The sequence below is a fragment of the Marinobacter algicola DG893 genome, assembly GCF_000170835.1.
GTDB classification, from domain to species: Bacteria; Pseudomonadota; Gammaproteobacteria; order Pseudomonadales; family Oleiphilaceae; genus Marinobacter; species Marinobacter algicola.
In genome coordinates, this window is record NZ_ABCP01000019.1 from 15,822 (window position 1) to 36,483 (window position 20,662).

A 20,662-nucleotide genomic window follows, 5' to 3' on the forward strand; every position below is an offset into this window, starting at 1 on the left:
AGCAGAAATAAGTGACCCATGGCAAATCAGGCTAATACCCCCGTCCGTCGTGCGCTGATCAGCGTGTCTGATAAAACCGGTATCGTTGAATTCGGCCGTGCACTGACCGATCGCGGCATCGAACTGCTCTCTACCGGTGGCACCTTTCGCCTCCTGAAGGAAAACCAGGTACCCGTCACCGAAGTCAGTGACTACACCGGCTTCCCGGAAATGATGGATGGCCGTGTTAAAACCCTGCACCCGAAAATCCACGGCGGCATCCTGGGGCGTCGCAGCATCGACGACGCGGTGATGGCGGAGCACAACATCAATCCTATCGACATGGTGATTGTAAACCTCTACCCCTTCGAGGAAACCGTTGCCAAGCCGGACTGCGATCTCGCCACCGCCATTGAGAACATCGACATTGGCGGGCCAACCATGGTTCGCGCGGCCGCCAAGAACCACAACGATGTGGCCATTGTGGTGAACGCCTCCGATTACAGCCGGGTTCTGAAAGAGCTGGAGGCCAACGACGGCGAGCTGAGCTACACCACGCGCTTCGACCTGGCTGTAAAGGCCTTCGAGCACACTGCCGGCTATGACGGTGCTATCGCCAATTATCTTGGTGGTCGCACCGCCGATAACGACAACGCTGATTTCCCTCGTACCTTCAATACCCAGTTCCTGAAGGTTCAGGACATGCGCTACGGAGAGAACCCCCACCAGCGTGCTGCCTTCTATACCGAGCGCAACCCCAGGGAGGCCTGCATTGCCACGGCCAAACAGCTCCAGGGCAAAGCGTTGTCCTACAACAACGTCGCCGACACCGATGCCGCGCTGGAATGCGTCAAGCCCTTCGCCGATCCCGCCTGCGTGATCGTCAAGCACGCCAACCCCTGCGGTGTTGCCATCGGTGCCGATATCCTCCAGGCCTATGACCTGGCCTTCGCCACCGACCCCACCTCTGCGTTTGGCGGCATCATTGCCTTTAACCGAGAACTGGACGCGGAAACTGCCAAGGCCATCATTGACCGCCAGTTCGTGGAAGTGATCATCGCCCCAACCATCGCGCCGGAGGCATTGGAGCTGGTTGCCGCCAAGAAGAATGTCCGCCTGCTGGCCTGCGGCGAATTTGATGGCGAGCGCGCCAAGTCCCTGGACTACAAGCGCGTCACCGGTGGCCTTCTGGTTCAGGACCGCGATCTGGGCATGGTGGCGATGGAAGACGTCAAGGTGGTCAGCGAGCGCGAACCGTCCGAGCAGGAGCTGAACGATCTGCTGTTCGCCTGGGAAGTGGCCAAGTACGTCAAGTCCAACGCGATCGTTTACGCCAAGGCCGGGCGCACCATCGGCGTGGGAGCCGGCCAGATGAGCCGGGTATACAGCGCGAAAATCGCCGGCATCAAGGCCGCCGACGAAGGCCTTGAAGTCAAAGGCTCGGTGATGGCCTCGGACGCCTTCTTCCCGTTCCGGGATGGTATCGACGCCGCCGCTGAAGCCGGCATTACCGCCGTGATCCAGCCAGGCGGCTCCATGCGCGACCAGGAAGTGATCGACGCTGCCAACCAGCACGGCATTGCCATGGTGTTTACCGGCATGCGCCACTTCCGGCACTAATCCGACACACAGGAACCGACCATGAATATTCTTGTTATTGGCTCCGGCGGTCGCGAACACGCCCTCGCCTGGAAAGCCGCCCAATCACCGGACGCGGATCGTGTATTTGTCGCGCCGGGCAACGCTGGCACCGCCCGCGAACCCGGCCTGGAGAACATCAACATTGATGTCATGGACCTCAACGGTCTGGCGGACTTTGCCGCGGCCAACCATGTGGGCCTGACCATTGTCGGCCCCGAGGCGCCGCTGGTGGATGGCATTGTGGACCTGTTCGAAGAGCGCGGTTTGCGGGTGTTCGGCCCCAGCGCCGGTGCCGCGCAACTGGAAGGCTCCAAGGCCTTCACCAAGGACTTCCTGGACCGTCAGGACATCCCTACCGCCGCCTACGCCAATTTCACCGACGTGGACCAGGCATTGGACTATGTTCGAAAGCAAGGTGCGCCCATCGTGGTAAAAGCCGATGGCCTTGCCGCCGGCAAAGGTGTGATTGTCGCCATGACGCTGGAAGAAGCCGAAGATGCCATCCGCGACATGCTGGCGGGCAATGCCTTCGGCGATGCCGGTAGCCGCGTGGTGGTCGAGGAGTTCCTGGACGGCGAGGAAGCCAGTTTTATCGTGATGGTGGATGGCGAACATGTGTTGCCCATGGCCACCTCCCAGGACCACAAACGCGTGGGCGATGGCGACACCGGCCCCAACACCGGCGGCATGGGTGCCTACTCCCCGGCTCCAGTGGTCACTCAGGATGTCCATAAGCGAATCATGGATGAGGTAATCTATCCCACCGTTCGCGGCATGGCGGCGGAAGGCCATCCCTATAAGGGATTCCTGTACGCCGGCCTGATGATCGATGGCGAAGGTGCCCCCAAGGTTATTGAATTCAACTGCCGCTTTGGCGATCCGGAAACCCAGCCCATCATGCTGCGGATGAAATCGGATCTGGTGGAACTCTGCGGTGCCGCCATTTACGGCAAGCTTGACCAGTGCCGTTCAGACTGGGACGAGCGCGCTTCCGTGGGCATTGTTCTGGCCGCAGGCGGCTATCCTGGCAGCTATAACAAGGGTGACGTCATTTCCGGGCTGCCAGAATCGGAAACCGAGGGTGAGAAGGTCTTCCACGCCGGTACCCGTTTGAACGGGGAGCAGGTGGTCACCAACGGTGGACGAGTGCTGTGCGCCACGGCCCTGGGCAATACCGTCACTGAGGCACAAAAACGCGCCTACGAGGTGGCGGCGCGTATTTCCTGGGACGGTGCCTTCTATCGCAAGGACATTGCCTATCGCGCCATTGCCAGGGAAAACACCTGATAACCCAGGCCCGAATCTGCCCACTCTTCGCAAGGAACGCTCTGATGGCCCAACGATCTGTCCTGTCGATTATCGCAATACTGATCATCACATTGATGATCAGTGCCTGTTCCCGTCAGGCTCTGTATGACAATGCCATTGGCTGGGAACGTTCCAGCGCCGGGCTGGAGGAATCCAATATCACCGTTGGCGAGATGACCATTGCCTACCTGAGCAATGCAGAGCCAATGGATGGCGACACCCTCGTTCTCGTTCATGGTTTCGGTGCCAACAAGGACAACTGGACCCGGCTGGCGAGGCAATTGACGGGCGAATTCAACGTCTATGCCATCGATTTGCCCGGCCATGGTGACAGCAGCAAGGAGCTGGACCTGGGGTATCGATTCGAGGATCAGGTCGGGCATCTGGCGAGGATTCTCGATGCACTGGGCATCGAGAAAGCGCACATGATAGGCAACTCCATGGGCGGCGCCATCACCGCTCTCTATGCAGCGACCTATCCGGAACAGATCCACACCGCCGTCCTTTTCGATCCGGCGGGCATTTTTGAGTACGACAGTGAGTTGGTGGGCCTGGTCATGGGCGGTGACAATCCGCTAATTCCCTCTAAGGAGGGCGACTTTGAGCGCCTGGTTGATTTTGCGCTGGAAAAGAAACCCTTTGTGCCCTGGCCCATCTACGATGTTATGGAAGAGAAGGCCATCGCCAACCGTGATGTCAACGAAGTGATCTTCGACGCCATCCGGGACACCGGCTACGAGGACGACTTCCGCAACGCCATCACCCGCATCCAGGCACCGGTTCTGGTGATCTGGGGCATGGAAGACCGGGTGATCAACTATCGCAACGCTGATGTGTTCGTCGAGCGAATCCCCGATGCCCGTAAAGTGCTTCTGGAAGGCGTCGGCCACGCTCCCATGGTCGAGGTGCCGGAAGAATCCGCACGCTTGTTCCGCGAGTTCGTGGCAACCGCCACCGGCCAGTGAAACTGATCGCCAACGAGTCGTAACTGGCACGACAAGTCAGTTTTGACTACACGGCCCGACAGAAACACGGTAGCCTTGCCAGAGCCGTATTTCTTAACCGTGACGTGACCCATGCCCGAAGCACTATGGATATCCTTTGCCTTTGTCCTCGGCCTGACGGTCAAAGCCATTGGCCTGCCGCCCCTGGTGGGATACCTGGCAGCGGGGTTTGTGCTGAGCGGCCTCTCTGCCGCCACTGGCCTCGCCATTGAAGCCACCAATGTTCTTGAACACATTGCCCACCTCGGCGTCCTGTTGCTGCTGTTTACCGTCGGCCTGAAGCTGAAGCTACGCACCATCATCAGCCCTGAAGTCATCGGTGGCAGTCTGCTGCACTTTGGCATCACCTGTGCGGTATTTACCCCCGGCCTCTATCTGCTGATGGAGCTCACGTGGCAGACCGCATTTTTGCTCGCCATTGCGCTCTCCTTTTCCAGTACGGTGCTGGTGGCCAAGGTATTGGAGACCAAGCGTGAATTAAGAGCCTTCCATGGGCGCGTCGCTATCGGAATCCTGATCATGCAGGATCTGATTGCCCTCGTGGTGATGAGCCTGGCCGCTGGCCAGACGCCCTCCCAGTGGGCACTGGTCGTCTTCGGCCTGCCCCTGCTCAGACCTCTGCTGTTCAGACTTCTGGACGCCAGTGGACACGATGAGTTGCTGGTCCTGCTTGGACTCCTGCTGGCCCTGGTCCTTGGTGGGCTCGGTTTTGAAGCGGTGGGGCTGAGCTCGGAGCTTGGCGCCCTGGTGCTGGGTGCCATGCTGGCCAATCACCCACGTGCCCAGGAACTGGCCAAGTCGCTTTGGAGCGTCAAGGAAATGTTCCTGGTGGGCTTTTTCCTGCAGATTGGTATCGGCGGCCTGCCGGATGGTGACGCTTTGCTATTTGCAGCCGTAGCGCTACTAGTAGTGCCCCTGAAAGGGGTTCTGTTTTTCTTCCTGTTGCTGGCGTTCCGCCTGCGCTCACGCAGCAGTTTCCTGAGCGCCCTGTCACTGACCAACTACAGCGAGTTTGGCCTTATTGTGGCCAGTGTCGCCCTGCCGGAGTGGCTGGTCCCCCTGGCCATCACCGTAGCACTGTCCTTCGTGGTGTCTGCCCCCGTGAACCGGCTTTCCCACGCGGTCTATGAGCGCTTCAGTGCTCGTTTGGCTCGTTTCGAAAGCCAGCGGCGCCACCCCGACGAGCAACCCATCTCCCTGGGTAACACCAGATTACTCGTGATGGGTATGGGGCGCACCGGCTCAGCCGCCTACGACCAGCTTGCTCATGAGGAGCCACTGATCAAGGCGCTTGACTCCGATCCGGCAAAGGTGGAAAAACACCAGAAGGAAGGACGCAATGTGGTCTTTGGTGACGCGGAGGACATCTCTTTCTGGCAGGGGCTGCACATGCCGGCGGTTGAAGCCGTCATACTTGCCATGGGCGACATTGAAGGCAAACTGATCGCCGCCAGAAACCTTCGAAAAAAGGGGTTCACTGGTTATATCGTGGCGCATACCCTGTACGCCGACGAAGCAGAACGAATTCGTGAAGCCGGTGCGGACGAAGCCTACCTGACGATGAGTGAAACCGGTGTCGCCCTGGCAAGCCAGGTGTTGCATCGCAACCGTCAGGCACCACCACCAATGGAGAACGCAAACGCCTGATGCACGAACTCAAGGTTCCGGACAATGGCATGATGACCCAGATGACCTCCCTCCACGAGGAACGTCTGGATTTCGTATTGCGTACCCTGAAGTCGACCGGGGCAAAGCGCGTACTCGACCTGGGTTGCGGCTCCGGTTCCCTGCTCTACCGCATGCTGGCCGACGAACAGTTCGAGAGCATAACCGGCCTGGAGGATTCCGGCGTTTCTCTGCAGCAGGCCCGTGCTGTGCTTGCTGAGTACCTGCGCGAGGAACCCCCGAGAATCCGACTGGTCCGCGGCTCCTACGCCGAGAGCAACCCGACCCTGACCGGCTTCGACGCGGCCGCCATGGTGGAAACCATTGAACATGTCCAGCCGGAGCAACTATCAAGGGTGGAACGTGCGGTGTTCGGCGAATACCGGCCAGGGTATCTGTTCATGACCACGCCAAATCGGGAGTACAACCCCCTGTTCGACCTGGCGCCGGGGGAATTCCGCGAGGAAGACCACAAATTCGAGTGGGACAGACCCAAGTTCCAGCGCTGGGCCCGTGGTGTGGCCGAGCGCAATAGCTATGACGTGCGATTTGGAGGCATTGGAGACTACGTACCCGACGTTGGGCACCCTACCCAGACGGCCTTTTTTACTCGCCAGGACTGATCACCGGGTTCGACGCCAGGCACTGAGCTCCGCAATGGTGTGCTGAAATTTACGGCGGGTTTCCCGAATGACAAACGGCACATCCCTGGGCGGCTGACTCTCTTCAAAATGGTGTGAGAGTATCTCTTTCATACCCTGATAGACCGTATAGGGCTGGCCATTGCGTTCGTATCCGCCAATCCAGTTGGCAATCGGGGTGAATTCATCCATCAAGGTATAGGGCGAGCTGATCACCAGGGTGCCACCCAGAGCCAGGCGTCTATGGATGTTTTCAAGGAACGCGCCCGGATCCTGAAGACGGTCAATCAGGTTCCCCGCGAAGACCAGGTCATAATCCACGTGTTCCGGCCCCAGATTGCTGGCGTCGCCGGTGGCAAACGATACTTTTTCCGTCGCCCGGTCGAGCCCCAGGGCATTCAGACTCACGGCTACGCGTTCGCCAAGCTCCCCTTCGTCGCGGCGGAAGTAATCGATCTCTCCGGTCTTCTGCAGGGTAGTCGCCGCATCGATAAACCGGCGGGAAAGGTCCACTCCCACCACATGATCAAAGACCCGCCCAAGCTCAAAGGCGGTTCGACCCACCGCGCACCCCAGGTCAAGCGCTCGTCGTTTATCCCGGCCCGCCATCAATTCCTGGCAGATACCGGCACAACGGGCGGGATAATTTCCCACTCCGAAATGGCTTTCACCAAAATGGAACCCCAGGTACTGCCCGAGTAGTTCGTCGGTTTCATAGACATTCATATCAAGATCCTCAGCGTGTACCAGAAGCCGAATCCGACAGCGCACAGGTGCGAAACCCGGTGTACACGTCGTTGCGCAGGGGCAGGTAGGCTTGCCTGTAGGTGCCCCGGATCAGGCATGATGATGTCGCACATCCGCCGCCCCGGGTCACCTTATGATCACCGAACTGCAAAGTCGACATGAAGGGGTACATATCGACCCTGAACCCGTCGTAGGGAAGAAACTGACTGCTGGTCCATTCCCAGACGCTGCCGATCATCTGGCGACAGCCGGAGCGGCTCTCACCCGCCGGATAATCCCATACCGGCTGTTGCGCCATATGGGTGGCGTCGAGATCCGCGTGGTCGGGAGTTGGCCGTTCATTCCCCCAGGGAAAACGGCGAAATTCCTCGCCACTCCGGTTACCCAGTGCCGCAGCCTCCCACTCCACTTCTGTTGGCAAGCGCCGGCCCGCCCACTGGCAATAGGCCTCGGCCTCCCAATAGCTGACGTGGACGACAGGCGCATCCAGATTCAGGGCCTGCCAGCGGTCAAACACACGCTCCTGCCATTCGCCCTCGTGCCGGCGCCAGTAAAGCGGATGCCTGGGCTCCCGCAACATTGGTTGGGCGCTACCATGCACCAGGGAAATATCAGTTTCGGTACTCAACCACTTGCGCCCTCCGAAAGACCAGAGTTCCGGTCGCCGGTAGCCATCATCCTCAACGAACGCCAGAAACTCCCGGTTGGACACAAGGGTGCGGGAGATGGCAAACGGCTCCACCGTGGTTTCGAAACGCGGCTTTTCCCCATCAAAGGCAAAGTCGGTGGTGGCGTAGCAGGCAGACTCGCCCGGCATTCCGATCTGGTAGCGGCCACCTGGGATGAGTGCATCGCCGGACAAAGGCTCCGCGCGTTCTGGCAAGGCGCCAACAAAACCAGGAGGAGCGGGCAGAGCAACCGTCTGCCGACACCACGTCATCGACTCAATGTGCATGTTCTGGTGATAAATGGCGTAACGATAGAGGTACAGGGTTTCGTCGGTCAGTGGTTGCTGTGCGATGCGCGACGCAACGCGATCGTAGATGATGTTGAAATACTGAAGGGTTTTCTCACGACCGGGGAAGAGCTTTCGACTCCAACGGTCTCCGTGATCGATGTGAAACGAATCCCAGAGGTCGTCCATGGATGGATCGTAGCTTGGGGTCCCATCCAGAAGGTTAAAAACGAACACTTCGTAGAAAAAGCTCGCGTGTCCCATTTCCCAAAGGGGAGGGTTTACACCCGGGTGGTAGGGCACTTCAAGCTGCTCCTCACTAAGGGAGCTAACCAGTTCAAAGGTTCGGTGGCGGGTGGCCTCCAACTCAGCCAGAAGTTCTGTTTTCTGCGCCTGTTCGCTCTGCGTCATGTCGGCTCCGTTGATTCCCCGTTTCTCACCTTCAGCATAACAGAGGGACTGGCACAGGGAACGCTCACGATGTTTGCGCCTATCGCCGTTCATCACCGTTCATCACCCCCAAACCAGCATAATCATCGGTACGGCAACAACAGTGACCAGGATCGACAGCGGCAAGCCCAGACGCCAGTAGTCGCCAAACCGATAGCCCCCGGGCTCCATTACCAGCGCATTCGACTGATGACCAATGGGCGTCAGGAAGGCGCAGGACGCGCCGACTGCAACCGCCATCAGCACAGCATCGGACGCCATTCCAAGTTCGGCGGACAGGCTCAGCGCAATAGGCGCCACCAGAATGGCCGCCGCCGCGTTGTTGACCACGTTCGATAACAGCATGGTTCCCACCAGAACCATGACCAGTACGGCCGACGGAGCCAGTCCGTCACCAATTGCCAGCATCTGGCCGGCGATTAGCTCTGCACCACCCGTGGTTTCCAACGCCTGTCCAACCGGGATCATCGCCGCCAACAGCACAATCACAGACCAGTCGATGGCCCGGTAGGCATCGGGGGCGTCGATCAGTTTGGTCAGCACCATGGCCACAGCCCCGGACACCAGTGCAACCGGGGCTGACAGCCAACCGCTGACAATGGCAACGATACTGATAATAAAGATGCCGGATGCCAGCAGGGTCTTGCGGGAAGAACCCAGGCGCAACCCACGTTCGGCCAGGGGCAGGCAACCGATGTTGGACAGCGTAGTGGTTAGTGTGTCTTCGAAGCCCTGAACCAGCAGAATATCACCAGCATTGAAGCGAATATCCCCCAGACGGCGCTTCAGCCGATGCCCCTGTCGGGCAACGGCAACAATATTGAGGCCGTTGCGCTCACGCAGGTTGAGTCGATTGGCTGTCTGCCCCACCAGGGAAGACTCAGGGGTAATCACTGCTTCGGTCAGCTGCACCTCGCCTTCATTCAGTTCCTTTTTACGGCTTTTCCGTGCCGCACTGTCCTCTTCGGACTCCGTGTCGGCGTCATCCTGGCTACCAAGTTCCAGGCCGGTGTTGTCGAGAAACGCCTGCAGGCTCTCGGTGTCCGATTCCACCAAAAGCAGGTCGTTCTCTTGCAGCACCTTGTAGGTTGATGGCGCAAGCTGGCGCTTGTCGTCGCGAATCAGCGCCAGCACCACCACGTCCCGGTCTTCCCCGCTTTCCGCCAGCAGGTTGTGGAGTGTCGCGCCGGCATGGGGAGAGCCTTCAGGGATTTTCAGTTCGGTCAAATAGTCGCCGACGCTAAAAAGCTTGTCGTCATCTCCACTTTCGTCGCCCCTTCTGGGCGTCAATCGCCAACCCATCAGGGCAATGAAGGCGATGCCGGCAAAGGTGATCGCAGCGCCCACCGGCGCAAAGTCGAACAGGCCGAACGCTTCGGTGCCTTCCCGGTAGCTGGCGATGATAATATTCGGAGGCGTACCAATCAGCGTCATGGTGCCTCCAAGCAGCGAACCAAACGCCAGTGGCATTAGCAGCAATGAGGGCGAGCGCCCTGCCTCCCTGGACATCCACACCGCTACCGGCATCAACAGCGCCAACGCACCCACGTTGTTGATAAAACCGGAACAGAGCGCAACGACCGCCGTCAGGGTAAGCACCTGTATGGTGGGGCGGTGCCCTACCTTCCCCAGGAACCGGGCTATGTTGTCCACCACACCGCCATTCACCAGGCCCTGGCTGATCACCAGCACCGCGGCAACGGTCACCACGGCGGGGTGACCAAAGCCGGCAAACAGTTCGTCCGTGGGCACCAGCCCGGCAATGGCAATCGCCAACAACGCCAGCATGGCCACCACATCAAACCGCAGCCGGTTCCAGATGAACAGAGCCAGCGTGGCCCCCAACACTGCGAAGACAATTCCCTGCTCTGTGGTCACGCCTACCCCTCAATTTTACGTCCGACGGTTTATCGTCGGTTTAACATGGATTTTTTGTGCCTGATATCGCGCATGCCGCATGAATTTCTGGTAACTTTCTTCCCGAAGCGGTCTTTCAGGAGCGCAGCAACACCTTTCGATTACAACGGGTGACATGAACACCCCATCAGGGAACAACAGGTACAAGGGACGTCATGACCAAGGAACTCCACAACGAACTCTATCAGATAACGTTTGCCGGGCGGATTCTCGAAGGATTCAACGACGCAGAGGTCAGGGAAAATGTACAAGCCCTGTTCCGGATCTCCGACGAACGCACTGCAAGCCTTTTCAGCGGCGCCACAAAGACACTCAAGTCCGGGCTCAGTCACGCGGACGCCCTGGTTTACCATGAGCGACTGACAAAAGCCGGTGCCGATGTACACATTGCGAAACAGCCGGCCGCTGCTGTAAACCCCAAACCGGAAACCGACGGCGCCCAACCGCCAGCACCGTCAGACGCCGAGCCAGCAACAACGGCCACCCCGACCGGTCCACAACAGGAGACACCGCTGGAGTTCACCGGCAACGGCCGCGAGTATTTCGGAATCTGGATCGTCAATATCCTGCTGACCATTGTCACCCTTGGCATCTATTCGGCCTGGGCCACGGTACGCAACAATCAATACTTCTATGGCAACACCAAACTCGATGGCGCCAGCTTCCAGTACCTGGCCAGCCCGATCACTATCCTCAAAGGCCGATTGATTGCCCTGGCTGTCCTGGTTGTCTACGTGGTGCTTTCAGAGATGTACGTCGAGGCCGCCGTGGTCTTCGCTATTGCATTTATCCCTCTCGTACCCTGGATCATGGTGCGCTCGCTGCGGTTCAATGCCGTCAACAGTGCCTATCGCAACATCCGTTTCGACTTTCAGGGCCGCTATGGCCAGGCCTTCATGGTGGCGTTTGTCTGGCCACTGTTAAACCTGCTGACCCTGTTGCTGCTTACCCCACTGGTGATGAAGAAAACCCACGAATTCATCGCTAACGGCAGCCGATACGGTACGACTGAATTCGCACTCAAAGCCGATACCGGATCCTACTACCGTTTCTTCGGTAAAGGTCTGCTGATCGCTATTGCCTTCGGAGTTGCCGCATTCCTCACCATGCGCTATGTCGGCTTTACCGTCGGGTCGATCATTGCAGCCGCTGGCTACCTGACACTGTTCGGCTATTTCATGGCGGGCATTTCAAACCTCTTCCTCAATGCCGTCCACCTCGACCGTCACGGCTTTGAATCCCGCCTGCAACCGCTGCAAATGGTGTGGATTTACCTGTCCAACAGTTTCTTCGTAGTCCTCACCCTTGGCCTTTTCACCCCCTGGGCCAAGGTGCGCATGGCAAGGTATCGGGCCTCCTGCACGGCCATGATGGTCAGCGGTGACCTGAACCACTTCGTTGCGGCCGAGCAGAACCGCACCAGCGCGTTGGGACAGGAACTGGGAGATGCTTTCGATGTCGACTTCGCCGCCATCTGAAGTCACGATCGAAGGCCAGTTCTATTCAGGTAATGACTCCAGCCGGCGGGGCGCAGTATTGCGCTCCGCCGCTGGCGTGATCATCGTTGATGCGGGAGACACCCGACTGCGCCTCGCGCACGACGATATGACCATATCACCACGGATTGGCAACACCCCCCGCTACCTCCACCTGCCTGACGATGGGGTCTTTGAAACCGAAGACAACGCCGCGGTGGATCAGCTTAGCCGGCAATCCCGGCGGGGGCGTGGCAATCGGCTGCTGCACGCGCTGGAGAATCACCTGGGGCTGATTCTGGTTGCGGTCGTCGTCACGATTGCGACCACCGGCGCTGCGTTTGTTTGGGGCGTGCCCTGGGCGGCCCAGGCCGTGGCCAATGCGCTCCCGGACAGTATAGCGGAGCAGGTGGGCGACTCCACACTCACCACGCTGGACAGCACCTGGCTTGAACCTTCTTCGCTTTCAGAGGAACGCCAACAGGCGTTGCAGGCCCACTTCGAGCCTTTCCTGACGCCAGTGGCGGGCAAGGATCTGAGAGTGATTTTCCGCTCGTCTCCCGCCATCGGCGCCAACGCCATGGCATTGCCGGACGGCACGATGATCTTCACGGACGATCTGGTGAACCTCGCCGAAGATGATAACGAACTGACCGCTATCCTCGCCCATGAAATCGGCCATGTCGCCCATAACCATGGCATGAAAGGCATGGTGCAATCGTCACTGACGTTCTGGCTGATCGTGATGATGACCGGTGACCTGTCTGCGTTTTCCGACGCAACCGTAGTGGTTCCGGCGGTCATGATGAGCCTGTCCTACTCCCGTGACATGGAACGGGAGGCCGACGCCTATGCCCTGAAAGCAATGACGGACCACGACCTGGACCCGACCCACTTCGTTACCATCATGGAGCGCCTGATGGCTGCTCATGGCGAGGACCATTCCCCAGAGGCCGAGGAAGGCACTAGCCGGTGGGACAGCCTTCGCGACATGCTGTCGAGCCACCCGGAAACGGGCGAGCGCATCGAACGCTTTAAACAGACGCCCTGATCGGTATAGTAGCGATATGTTCATCACAGGGAGCACACACGATGCCATCCAGACCCACCCGGCCGGTTGCGGCCTCTGCCATCGACAAACATGTCTACAAGGTTTTTCCCAATGACATGAACGCACACCAGACGGTGTTCGGGGGCATGATTATGGCCAAGTGCGACCGTCTGGCCCTGGTGGTGGCGGAACGACACTCCGGCCATGTCTGCGTCACGGCAGCGGTGGACTCCATTCACTTCCGCGCGCCCGCCAAGGGCAACGATACCCTGCTGTTCAGCCTTGCCCTGAACCGCAGCTGGGGGTCATCCATGGAAATCGGAGCTCGGGTGGAAGCGGAAAACAGCTACACCGGAGAGTCCCGACATATCCTTTCCGCATTTTTCACTTTCGTGGCGCTGGACGAGAACGACAATCCCGTGGACGTGCCTGCGGTAGAGCCGGAAACCGACGACGAGAAACGCCGCTTCAACAACGCCGAAATCCGTCGGGAAAGTCGCCTGGAAACCCGCAAGAAGCTGAGTGAACGCCACTAGGGAATTTCGCTCCCTATCCCCTTGGCCTTACCTCCTTAAACGACAAAAGCCCTGCCGGAATCCCGGCAGGGCTTTTTTGCGGCAGGTCCCGGGCAAGCCCGGGAACAACACCCGAACCGTTATTTAGAACTGGTTCATGGTGTTGTCTTTACCGCCAGCCTTCAGGGCTGCATCACCCGCGAAGAACTCTTTGTGGTCATCACCGATGTTGGAACCGGCCATGTCCTGGTGCTTCACAGTCGCGATACCCTGACGGATTTCCTTACGCTGAACGCCTGCAACGTAAGCCAGCATGCCTTCGTCACCGAAGTAGCCCTTGGCCAGGTTGTCGGTGGACAGAGCAGCCGTGTGGTAAGTCGGCAGAGTGATCAGGTGGTGGAAGATGCCGGCTTCACGTGACCCGTCACGCTGGAAGTTGGCAGTCCACTCGTCGGCCAGCTTGCCAAGGTCGGTTTCGTCGTACTTGGCATTCATCAGGTCGGCGCGCTCATAGGCAGATACGTCCTTGCCTTCTTCTTTCCACGCGTCGAATACCTGCTGACGGAAGTTCAGGGTCCAGTTGAAGGACGGGCTGTTGTTGTAAACCAGCTTGGCATCGGGAACCACTTCCTTGATGCGGTTAACCATGGCAGCGATCTGGCCAACGTGGGGCTTCTCGGTTTCGATCCACAGCAGGTCAGCACCGTTCTGCAGGCTGGTGATACAGTCCAGAACCACACGGTCTTCGCCAGTGCCAGGCTTGAACTGGAACAGGCCAGATGCCAAACGCTTGGGACGAACCAGCTGACCTTTCTGCTTAATCACAACGTCGCCGTTGTTGATGTCTTCAGCCTTCTCGATCACTTCACCGTCGATGAAGCTGTTGTACTGGTCGCCCAGGTCGCCCGGCTCTTCAGTTACGGCGATCTTCTGGGTCAGGCCAGCGCCCAGGGAGTCAGTACGAGCAACGATGACACCGTCGTCCACACCCAGCTCAAGGAAGGCCAGACGAACGGCGTTGATCTTGGACAGGAAGTCGGCGTGAGGAACGGTCACTTTGCCGTCCTGGTGGCCACACTGCTTCTCGTCAGATACCTGGTTCTCGATCTGGATACAGCATGCGCCTGCTTCGATCATCTGCTTGGCCAGCAGGTAAGTCGCTTCGGCGTTACCGAAACCAGCGTCGATGTCGGCAATGATCGGTACAACGTGAGTTTCGTGGTTGTCGATCTGCTTGATCAGCTCGTCAGCCTTGGCGTTGTCGCCAGCGTTTTGAGCTTCTTCCAGAGCGCGGAACAGGTGGTTCAGTTCCCAGGCATCCGCCTGACGCAGGAAGGTGTACAGTTCTTCGATCAGACCAGATACAGCGGTCTTCTCGTGCATGGACTGGTCAGGCAGAGGACCAAACTCAGAACGCAGAGCGGCTACCATCCAGCCAGACAGGTACAGGTAACGACGTTTGGTGGTACCGAAGTGCTTCTTGATCGACAGCAGCTTCTGCTGGCCGATGAAGCCATGCCAGCAACCCAGAGACTGGGTGTACTGAGCCGTATCCTTGTCGTAGTTCGCCATGTCTTCGCGCATGATTTTCGCGGTGAACTTGGCGATGTCCAGGCCGGTCTTGAATTTGTTCTGGGCGCGCATGCGAGCAGCATGCTCAGGCTTGATCGCGTTCCAGGTGGGGTTTTGCTTCAGCAGGGAAGCAATGGCGTCAACGTCTTTTGCGTATGGCATGGTCTCAGTCCTGTTTCTAAGGTTTGAGGTGCTCTTTTATGAAGCATAAAAGCGACTTCAGCGAGCCAGCGTCCGTTCAAAAAACAACCAGGCCGCTGACATTGAGAGTTACTTTAGTGGCTTTGATTTTATAATTGAAATTTATATTATCTATATTCGGCATTTTTCATATGAATGACAAAGCACCCTTTCACGCGTTGCAAAGGACAACGAGGCGATCGGCGCGATTCAGGTCCAGATACTCGTCTCGTGGCGGGCTCAACGCCAGATGCCGCCCCAGCGCGTCGGGCTGTGCTCGCCAGATGCCCAGTGCCACTTCTCCCTCCGCAGCGACCGTTTTCTCCAGTACCTGAAAATCCGCGCTGGCAGGCAAAGGATAGTTCTGGGGGTCCCGGAACTGCACCTCGGCACCGCCCACCGTAAACAGCTCATCCAGCACCACCCTCAGCTCCCGCCGCAGGGCAACCTGGGCGAGCACGTGGCTGATGATCATTGGGCTGATCAACATTTCACTCTGGTAGCCCATTAACAGGTTGCGATTGTCCGGGTCGCTCAGTTCCATGATCAATTGCGGGCGTTTATCGCCCTCACTCAGCAGGTCCTCCAGCTGCAAGTAACCCACCATGGCCCGGGCGTCGGCTTCCTCCCCGGACGCCAGGCGATCACTGCTCAACAACATAATGGAGTCATAGTTGAGCGGCCCAACCCGCCTCAACTCGCCTTCCACCATGTAATCCGCCTCGATGTGGCGACAGATCACGTTCCGCTGCCCCCCCAGGTAGCGATCAATTTCCTGTTCCCGCTCCTTGGCAGGCACCACCGAGACGAGATCCACCTCGAACCGCCGTTGGCTATAGCTGGAAAACTCATCGATCAGGCTGGGTACCCGGCGATTCCATCCCAGCACAAGAATTCGATGAACCCCACCTGAAAGTGGGACAGCGCGGCTTACGGGCTCACCTCGAGCGATAGCAGGCAACGGCTCCGCCTTCGGATCCGACTCGGTTTCGGTGTAGTCCCTCGCCATCATGACAACCCGGTCCCCGGCCTCAATCACCGTGTCTGACGAGGCCGGCATCTTCACCATCCAGGCCTTGCCCGACCGCTTCAGAATACCCAGCACAATTGCCTGGGGCCGCAAAGACGCCAATTCGCCAAGCGACAGTCCCGCCAGGGCGTCGCCGCCACGGATGTAGATTTCGCAGCCCTCACCGGCGGTCAGAAGTTCGTTGTAAATTTCCGACAATCCCGGGTGAAGGATGTTCTGCACCATCAGCCGGCTTATGGTGGCATCACCGGCGACAACTTCCACCTCCCCGGGATAGGCCCGTTCAATCACCGGTAGCTTGCGCACATCCTGTATTTCGGCAATGACAAAGGGCAGCGATGCTCGCAGATGCCGTGCCTGGGCGGCAATGGACAGCAGTGCCTTCACTGTCTCCACGTCCGACGTCACCAGGCTACCCGCCTGATGAGAGGCACTGGGCACAATCACTGCCGCCGCATCCAGGCAGGCAACCCTCTGCAGGGCATCTGGCTGGATGGCAGCGCCGGCCCGCAGGATGATCTGGCGGGACTTGCGCCCGATGCCGGGCTCGTCGCGTAACTCATGCACCTGGGCCGCCGAGGCGTGCTCGGAAAGCACCACCAGCCGCAGGCGGTTGGTTTCACGCTTTTCCAGAAAACGGCGCATGCGACCTGAAGACCCCAGCAACTCGCCCAGCAGCGGCAGGGTCTGGCTGGTCCAGCCCAGAACCACGATGTGATTTCTCAGGGTAACCGGGGTCAGCCCCCGTTCCAGGTCGGTCATCTTGGCGATCAACCAGCGTGTCAGGATCGCCACCAGCGTGCCCATGAAAACCACATAACCGCTGATGGTGAGGATGGTTGACACAAACCGCTGCCAGTTACCCACATCGTCCCCCAGATAGCCCGGATCCGTCAGCCGCAAAAAGGCCCACCAGATGGCGTCGCCGACATCGTCAAACGGCGTTCCAAGGGGGATCACCAGCAACCCGCCCACAAGCGAAATGATGCCTATAAAGACACCCACCACCAACAACTGAAAGCCCGCTCCTTTTACGAGTTGGCGCTCAACGATGAACTTCACGCGGTCAACAAAACGAAAGGGGATCATGATCGTCCTTCTGGCCAGATGGGGAATGTCGCTAGCATAGCGCAGAACGTATGGAATAAAACCGCACTGGACCTGGCAAGCCGGTTTACTGGATCACTCTCACATCAATATACGTCCTTGATGTGTTCATGTTATTGACTAATTATTAATTTAAATTACAATCATTCTCATTCGTATTTGATATGAGAATTCAATGATCCAGCCTGTCGCCCGGTTACCTCGTTTCCTCACTGTCTATTGCACCCTCTTCGCGTGCTCATCCTCTGTCCTTTCCGCCACGACGACGCCAGCATCAATGCCGTCGGGGGAAACACTGTACCTCGACGAAATCGTGGTGACCGGCACCCGTAATCCACGAAAGGTTAGCGATACACCCGTTCGTACCGAGGTGGTCTCGTGGGAAGAAATACGCAACACCCATTCCCGTACCGTTAAGGACGCTCTGCAAAATGTGCCAGGGCTCCTGCTCCGGCAGATTCACGGCAAAGCTGGTTACGAGGTGTGGATGCAGGGACTCAACGCTGACCGCGTGCTCGTACTGATCGACGGTTTGCCGCTGACTGCCACTACCGGCTCGTCCGTTGACGTCACCCAACTTGATACGCTGGATATCGAACGCATTGAAGTGGTGAAAGGGGCGGTATCTGCCCAATACGGAAGCTCCGCCATGGGTGGCGTGATTAACATTATCACCCGCCCGATTTCTGAAGGCGCCGGTGGTGAATTCACTGTGGATGGCGGCACTTACGGTGACCAGAACCCCAGCGGTGAATCCCTCGACTTTTCGAGGCGAAACGGTCAGGCCAGCCTTTCCGTAGGAGGCGAAACGATGCGCTGGCGCCTAACGGCGAGCCAACGGGAAACCGATGGGATTGATCCGGAGCCGGAGACCTGGGCGCGCCCCGGCGATGCCGTGGAACGCACCAATATTGCTAACCGCCTGGAGTGGCTACCCGCCGACGGCCACCGGATATACGCTCAGCTGGGGTACTTCCGGGAGGATGCGGAGTCACATTACCTGCTTGCGAACCCCGGCAACCCTCTCAATGCAGGCAAGAACGAGATTGTCGAACGCCTGCGGGGCGACGTGATTGGACAGCACACACCCGTCGACGGTCCAGCGTGGCACTGGAGTCTGCTGCACGAAAACCTGGAAAACATCACCGACAAATATATTCCCACTGGTCGGTTCGACTTACGCGACTCTACGCATACCCTCTCCAGGGCCTCGGGCTGGACGCAGTTCGAGCCCTTCGCCACCCACCAACTGCAACTGGGCGTCGACCTGAACCACAACAGCCTGGAACAGTACAAGGACGGGAATACAGAACTGACCGAGGACGGCGATATCACCCGGAATGGTAAGGAAATCTGGTTCCAGAATACCTGGTTCGCCGGCGACGACTGGGAGTGGGTCGTGGGCATGAGATACCAGAACGATTCCGATTTCGGCAGCCACACGGCGCCGAAGATCAACGCCCGCTACGATCTGTTCAACACCACATCCACCAACGTGTACCTTCGTGGTGGCTGGGGCATGGGCTACCGGGTGCCCAACCTTAAAGAGCGTCACTATGTATTCGACCACAGCCAACTGGGCTACATCGTAAACGGCAACCCGACACTGGAACCGGAAGAGTCCGACAGCTACCAACTTGGGCTAGGAATCACCTTCACCAACAAGGCCTGGCTGGAAGTGAATGGTTTCTACAACGACGTTAATCAGTTGATCCAGACAGAACTGGACACGGAGGCCACCGCGAGTCGCAACGATGGCGTTCAGATCTTCCGTTACGCCAATGTTGAACGTGCGCGAACCCAAGGTGCTGAACTCACGGCAGGCTGGCAGATACAGCCCGGCTGGAAAATTTCAGCGGGCTACACCTACCTTGACACCAAAGACCTGGATACCGACGAGCGCCTGACCCGTCGTCCCAGACATCAGGGGCAATTGTCTATTGATGGCACAGTGCCTCTGCCCGGTATGAGCTGGCTAGCCCGCGTTCGCAGTCAGAGCGACGAAGTCGTGGATGCCGAGACCGACGCCACCTCCCCTGCCTTCACCACCCTGGATCTGAAACTCAACCAGGACATCGGGCAACACCTGCGCCTGTTTACCGGCATCAACAACGTGACCGACGCCCAACGCAATTTCAACGACGCCAGTGACTTCGGTCCCGTGTCAGGCCGCTTTATTTACGTCGGCCTGACACTGGGCTTCGGCAACAACCTGTAGCACCACTCAATCCACAAGGAACTGAACTATGAACCGTTCATCATCACTTCTTTCAATAGCCGGCGCCAGCATACTGCTGTCCGCCTGTGGCGGCGGGAGCAGCAATGACATTTCTGATTCCGACGACAACAGCGGCGGCAACGGGCTGCCCGATAACGTCAGCGCCCAGCAGATTGATGCCAGCAGCAGCGATACCGCCGCCTATATGAATCTGGAAACCGGCAACGTGCTGACGATGACTGACGAAGAAGCTGCCGCCTCCAGCGACTGGCACCTGGCATTCAAACGCAACAATATTCAGCTCAACAGCGGTGCTTCCGGCCCCGGTCAGGTCGCGGGTGCGGTCGCCGCCGACCAGGCGGACTTCTACACCGGCAGCGGCGAACCTAACAGCAGCGTGTTCCTCAATGCCACAGCCGATAGCGAGTTAGAGCATCTACTTGCCGAAATGTCCGAGCCATCAGCCTGGGCCAATGACGCCTTGGTTAGCCAGTTTGGCGAAGACTGGTACATCTACAATTTCAGCAACGGCAACATGACGGCTAACCCCGAAAATGGCTGGCTGGTGCGCTCCGCCGAAGGCAGTAGCTATGCTCGTGTACAGGTCAACGAGTTTGACTTCCCAACCCGCACTGGAGAAGGAATCAAGAGCTTCCGGGTCGACTTTGATGTGCAACCGCCAGCCCAGTCGACGTTCACTGGCACTGCCACCTTTACCGGTAGCATTCCCGCTACCGGCGGCGACCTCTGCTTCGACTTCGACAGCGACGCTATCGTTGGTTGCGATACTGACAACTGGGATATCAATCTCGGTTTTAGTGGCCGGGACATATACCTGCGCACCAACAGCGGCTCGTCCGGTGATGGTGATGGAGGTGCATTCGGCGCTTTCGAGTGGACTGACCTGGAAGTCTACACCAGTGCGACCGTATCCCCGGGCGGAGAAAGCATCACCCATCACTACGAAGCTGATACAAGCAGTGGCATCTTCACAGATTCCTCCTGGTACGCCTACAACCTCCAGGGGGCACACAAGCTCTGGCCCAACTACCGCGTCTACCTGATTGACACCGACAGCACCGATGACACATCACCCATCTACGCGATGCAGGTCACCGGCTACTACAACGACAGCGGCGAGAGCGGCCATCCGGCCATTCGCTGGATGCCCGTCGAACTGACCACAGCGAACTGAAGAGACCAGACC

At 58.5% G+C, this 20,662-nt stretch carries 15 protein-coding genes; 10 read left to right on the top strand and 5 right to left on the bottom strand.

Translation table 11 applies throughout. From position 1 onward, the window contains the following. Positions 1-18: 18 nt before the first annotated feature. The 5 genes from purH to MDG893_RS12600 all read left to right on the top strand — a co-directional run bounded on the left by purH (position 19) and on the right by MDG893_RS12600 (position 6,220). Positions 19-1,599: a bifunctional phosphoribosylaminoimidazolecarboxamide formyltransferase/IMP cyclohydrolase gene (gene purH / locus MDG893_RS12580; RefSeq protein WP_007154167.1), complete on the top strand. Its 1,581-nt coding sequence runs from the start codon at positions 19-21 to the stop codon at positions 1,597-1,599. 21 nt (positions 1,600-1,620) lie between these two features. Further along, a complete protein-coding gene (gene purD, locus MDG893_RS12585; RefSeq protein ID WP_007154168.1) occupies positions 1,621-2,907 on the top strand; it encodes a phosphoribosylamine--glycine ligase in 1,287 nt (428 codons plus the stop codon). Between the two features lie 44 nt (positions 2,908-2,951). Next, the gene (locus tag MDG893_RS12590) at positions 2,952-3,893 is read left to right on the top strand and encodes an alpha/beta fold hydrolase (protein ID WP_007154169.1); all 942 of its coding nucleotides are present in this window, start codon (positions 2,952-2,954) and stop codon (positions 3,891-3,893) included. A gap of 111 nt (positions 3,894-4,004) precedes the next feature. Beyond that, entirely contained in the window at positions 4,005-5,579 is a 1,575-nt protein-coding gene (locus MDG893_RS12595; protein ID WP_007154170.1) for a cation:proton antiporter family protein, read from the top strand. Further along, positions 5,579-6,220: a methyltransferase domain-containing protein gene (locus tag MDG893_RS12600; protein WP_007154171.1), complete on the top strand. Its 642-nt coding sequence runs from the start codon at positions 5,579-5,581 to the stop codon at positions 6,218-6,220. The genes MDG893_RS12595 and MDG893_RS12600 overlap by 1 nt, the downstream gene beginning before the upstream one ends. Here the strand turns inward: MDG893_RS12600 and MDG893_RS12605 are convergent, their stop codons facing one another. The 3 genes from MDG893_RS12605 to MDG893_RS12615 form a co-directional block, all read right to left on the bottom strand. Next, on the bottom strand, positions 6,221-6,964 hold the full coding sequence (locus tag MDG893_RS12605; RefSeq protein WP_007154172.1) for a putative 4-mercaptohistidine N1-methyltransferase: 744 nt from the start codon (positions 6,962-6,964) through the stop codon (positions 6,221-6,223). It lies immediately after the preceding gene. Positions 6,965-6,974: 10 nt separating this feature from the next. Beyond that, on the bottom strand, positions 6,975-8,351 hold the full coding sequence (gene senA / locus MDG893_RS12610; RefSeq protein ID WP_040474576.1) for a selenoneine synthase SenA: 1,377 nt from the start codon (positions 8,349-8,351) through the stop codon (positions 6,975-6,977). A 102-nt stretch (positions 8,352-8,453) separates the two neighbouring features. Further along, positions 8,454-10,268, bottom strand: a complete 1,815-nt coding sequence (locus MDG893_RS12615) for an SLC13 family permease (RefSeq protein WP_040474573.1) — start codon at positions 10,266-10,268, stop codon at positions 8,454-8,456. Positions 10,269-10,462: 194 nt separating this feature from the next. Here MDG893_RS12615 and MDG893_RS12620 point away from each other — a divergent pair, with 194 nt between their 5' ends. Genes MDG893_RS12620 through MDG893_RS12630 form a run of 3 tightly spaced genes read left to right on the top strand, consistent with a single transcriptional unit; the run spans position 10,463 to position 13,369 of the window. Continuing rightward, complete coding sequence (locus tag MDG893_RS12620; protein ID WP_007154175.1) at positions 10,463-11,785, top strand: YjgN family protein; 1,323 nt, start codon at positions 10,463-10,465, stop codon at positions 11,783-11,785. Continuing rightward, a complete protein-coding gene (locus MDG893_RS12625; RefSeq protein WP_040474577.1) occupies positions 11,763-12,833 on the top strand; it encodes a M48 family metallopeptidase in 1,071 nt (356 codons plus the stop codon). Before MDG893_RS12620 ends, MDG893_RS12625 begins: the two co-directional genes overlap by 23 nt. A 41-nt stretch (positions 12,834-12,874) precedes the next feature. Continuing rightward, entirely contained in the window at positions 12,875-13,369 is a 495-nt protein-coding gene (locus MDG893_RS12630; RefSeq protein WP_007154177.1) for an acyl-CoA thioesterase, read from the top strand. 123 nt (positions 13,370-13,492) lie between these two features. Here the strand turns inward: MDG893_RS12630 and MDG893_RS12635 are convergent, their stop codons facing one another. Both MDG893_RS12635 and MDG893_RS12640 read right to left on the bottom strand, forming a co-directional pair. After that, positions 13,493-15,082 carry an isocitrate lyase gene (locus MDG893_RS12635; RefSeq protein WP_007154178.1) on the bottom strand — a complete coding sequence of 530 codons (1,590 nt, stop codon included), beginning with the start codon at positions 15,080-15,082 and terminating at the stop codon, positions 13,493-13,495. A 190-nt stretch (positions 15,083-15,272) separates the two neighbouring features. Then, positions 15,273-17,219 (bottom strand): CASTOR/POLLUX-related putative ion channel, encoded by a 1,947-nt coding sequence (locus tag MDG893_RS12640; protein WP_007154179.1) that lies wholly within the window; start codon positions 17,217-17,219, stop codon positions 15,273-15,275. 193 nt (positions 17,220-17,412) lie between these two features. Between MDG893_RS12640 and MDG893_RS12645 the strand changes: the two genes are divergently transcribed. Both MDG893_RS12645 and MDG893_RS12650 read left to right on the top strand, forming a co-directional pair. Beyond that, complete coding sequence (locus MDG893_RS12645) at positions 17,413-19,455, top strand: TonB-dependent receptor plug domain-containing protein (protein ID WP_040474574.1); 2,043 nt, start codon at positions 17,413-17,415, stop codon at positions 19,453-19,455. A 28-nt stretch (positions 19,456-19,483) separates the two neighbouring features. Continuing rightward, positions 19,484-20,650 (top strand): HmuY family protein, encoded by a 1,167-nt coding sequence (locus tag MDG893_RS12650; RefSeq protein WP_007154181.1) that lies wholly within the window; start codon positions 19,484-19,486, stop codon positions 20,648-20,650. The last annotated feature ends 12 nt before the right edge of the window (positions 20,651-20,662 follow it).

Coding starts and splice junctions, on each gene's coding strand:
- MDG893_RS12650 (WP_007154181.1), top strand. CDS start 19,484: ATGAACCGTTCATCATCACTTCTTTCAATAGCCGGCGCCAGCATACTG.
- MDG893_RS12635 (WP_007154178.1), bottom strand. CDS start 15,082: ATGCCATACGCAAAAGACGTTGACGCCATTGCTTCCCTGCTGAAGCAA.
- senA (WP_040474576.1), bottom strand. CDS start 8,351: ATGACGCAGAGCGAACAGGCGCAGAAAACAGAACTTCTGGCTGAGTTG.
- MDG893_RS12595 (WP_007154170.1), top strand. CDS start 4,005: ATGCCCGAAGCACTATGGATATCCTTTGCCTTTGTCCTCGGCCTGACG.
- purH (WP_007154167.1), top strand. CDS start 19: ATGGCAAATCAGGCTAATACCCCCGTCCGTCGTGCGCTGATCAGCGTG.
- MDG893_RS12600 (WP_007154171.1), top strand. CDS start 5,579: ATGCACGAACTCAAGGTTCCGGACAATGGCATGATGACCCAGATGACC.
- MDG893_RS12605 (WP_007154172.1), bottom strand. CDS start 6,964: ATGAATGTCTATGAAACCGACGAACTACTCGGGCAGTACCTGGGGTTC.
- MDG893_RS12625 (WP_040474577.1), top strand. CDS start 11,763: ATGTCGACTTCGCCGCCATCTGAAGTCACGATCGAAGGCCAGTTCTAT.
- MDG893_RS12620 (WP_007154175.1), top strand. CDS start 10,463: ATGACCAAGGAACTCCACAACGAACTCTATCAGATAACGTTTGCCGGG.
- MDG893_RS12645 (WP_040474574.1), top strand. CDS start 17,413: ATGATCCAGCCTGTCGCCCGGTTACCTCGTTTCCTCACTGTCTATTGC.
- MDG893_RS12590 (WP_007154169.1), top strand. CDS start 2,952: ATGGCCCAACGATCTGTCCTGTCGATTATCGCAATACTGATCATCACA.
- purD (WP_007154168.1), top strand. CDS start 1,621: ATGAATATTCTTGTTATTGGCTCCGGCGGTCGCGAACACGCCCTCGCC.
- MDG893_RS12640 (WP_007154179.1), bottom strand. CDS start 17,219: ATGATCCCCTTTCGTTTTGTTGACCGCGTGAAGTTCATCGTTGAGCGC.
- MDG893_RS12630 (WP_007154177.1), top strand. CDS start 12,875: ATGCCATCCAGACCCACCCGGCCGGTTGCGGCCTCTGCCATCGACAAA.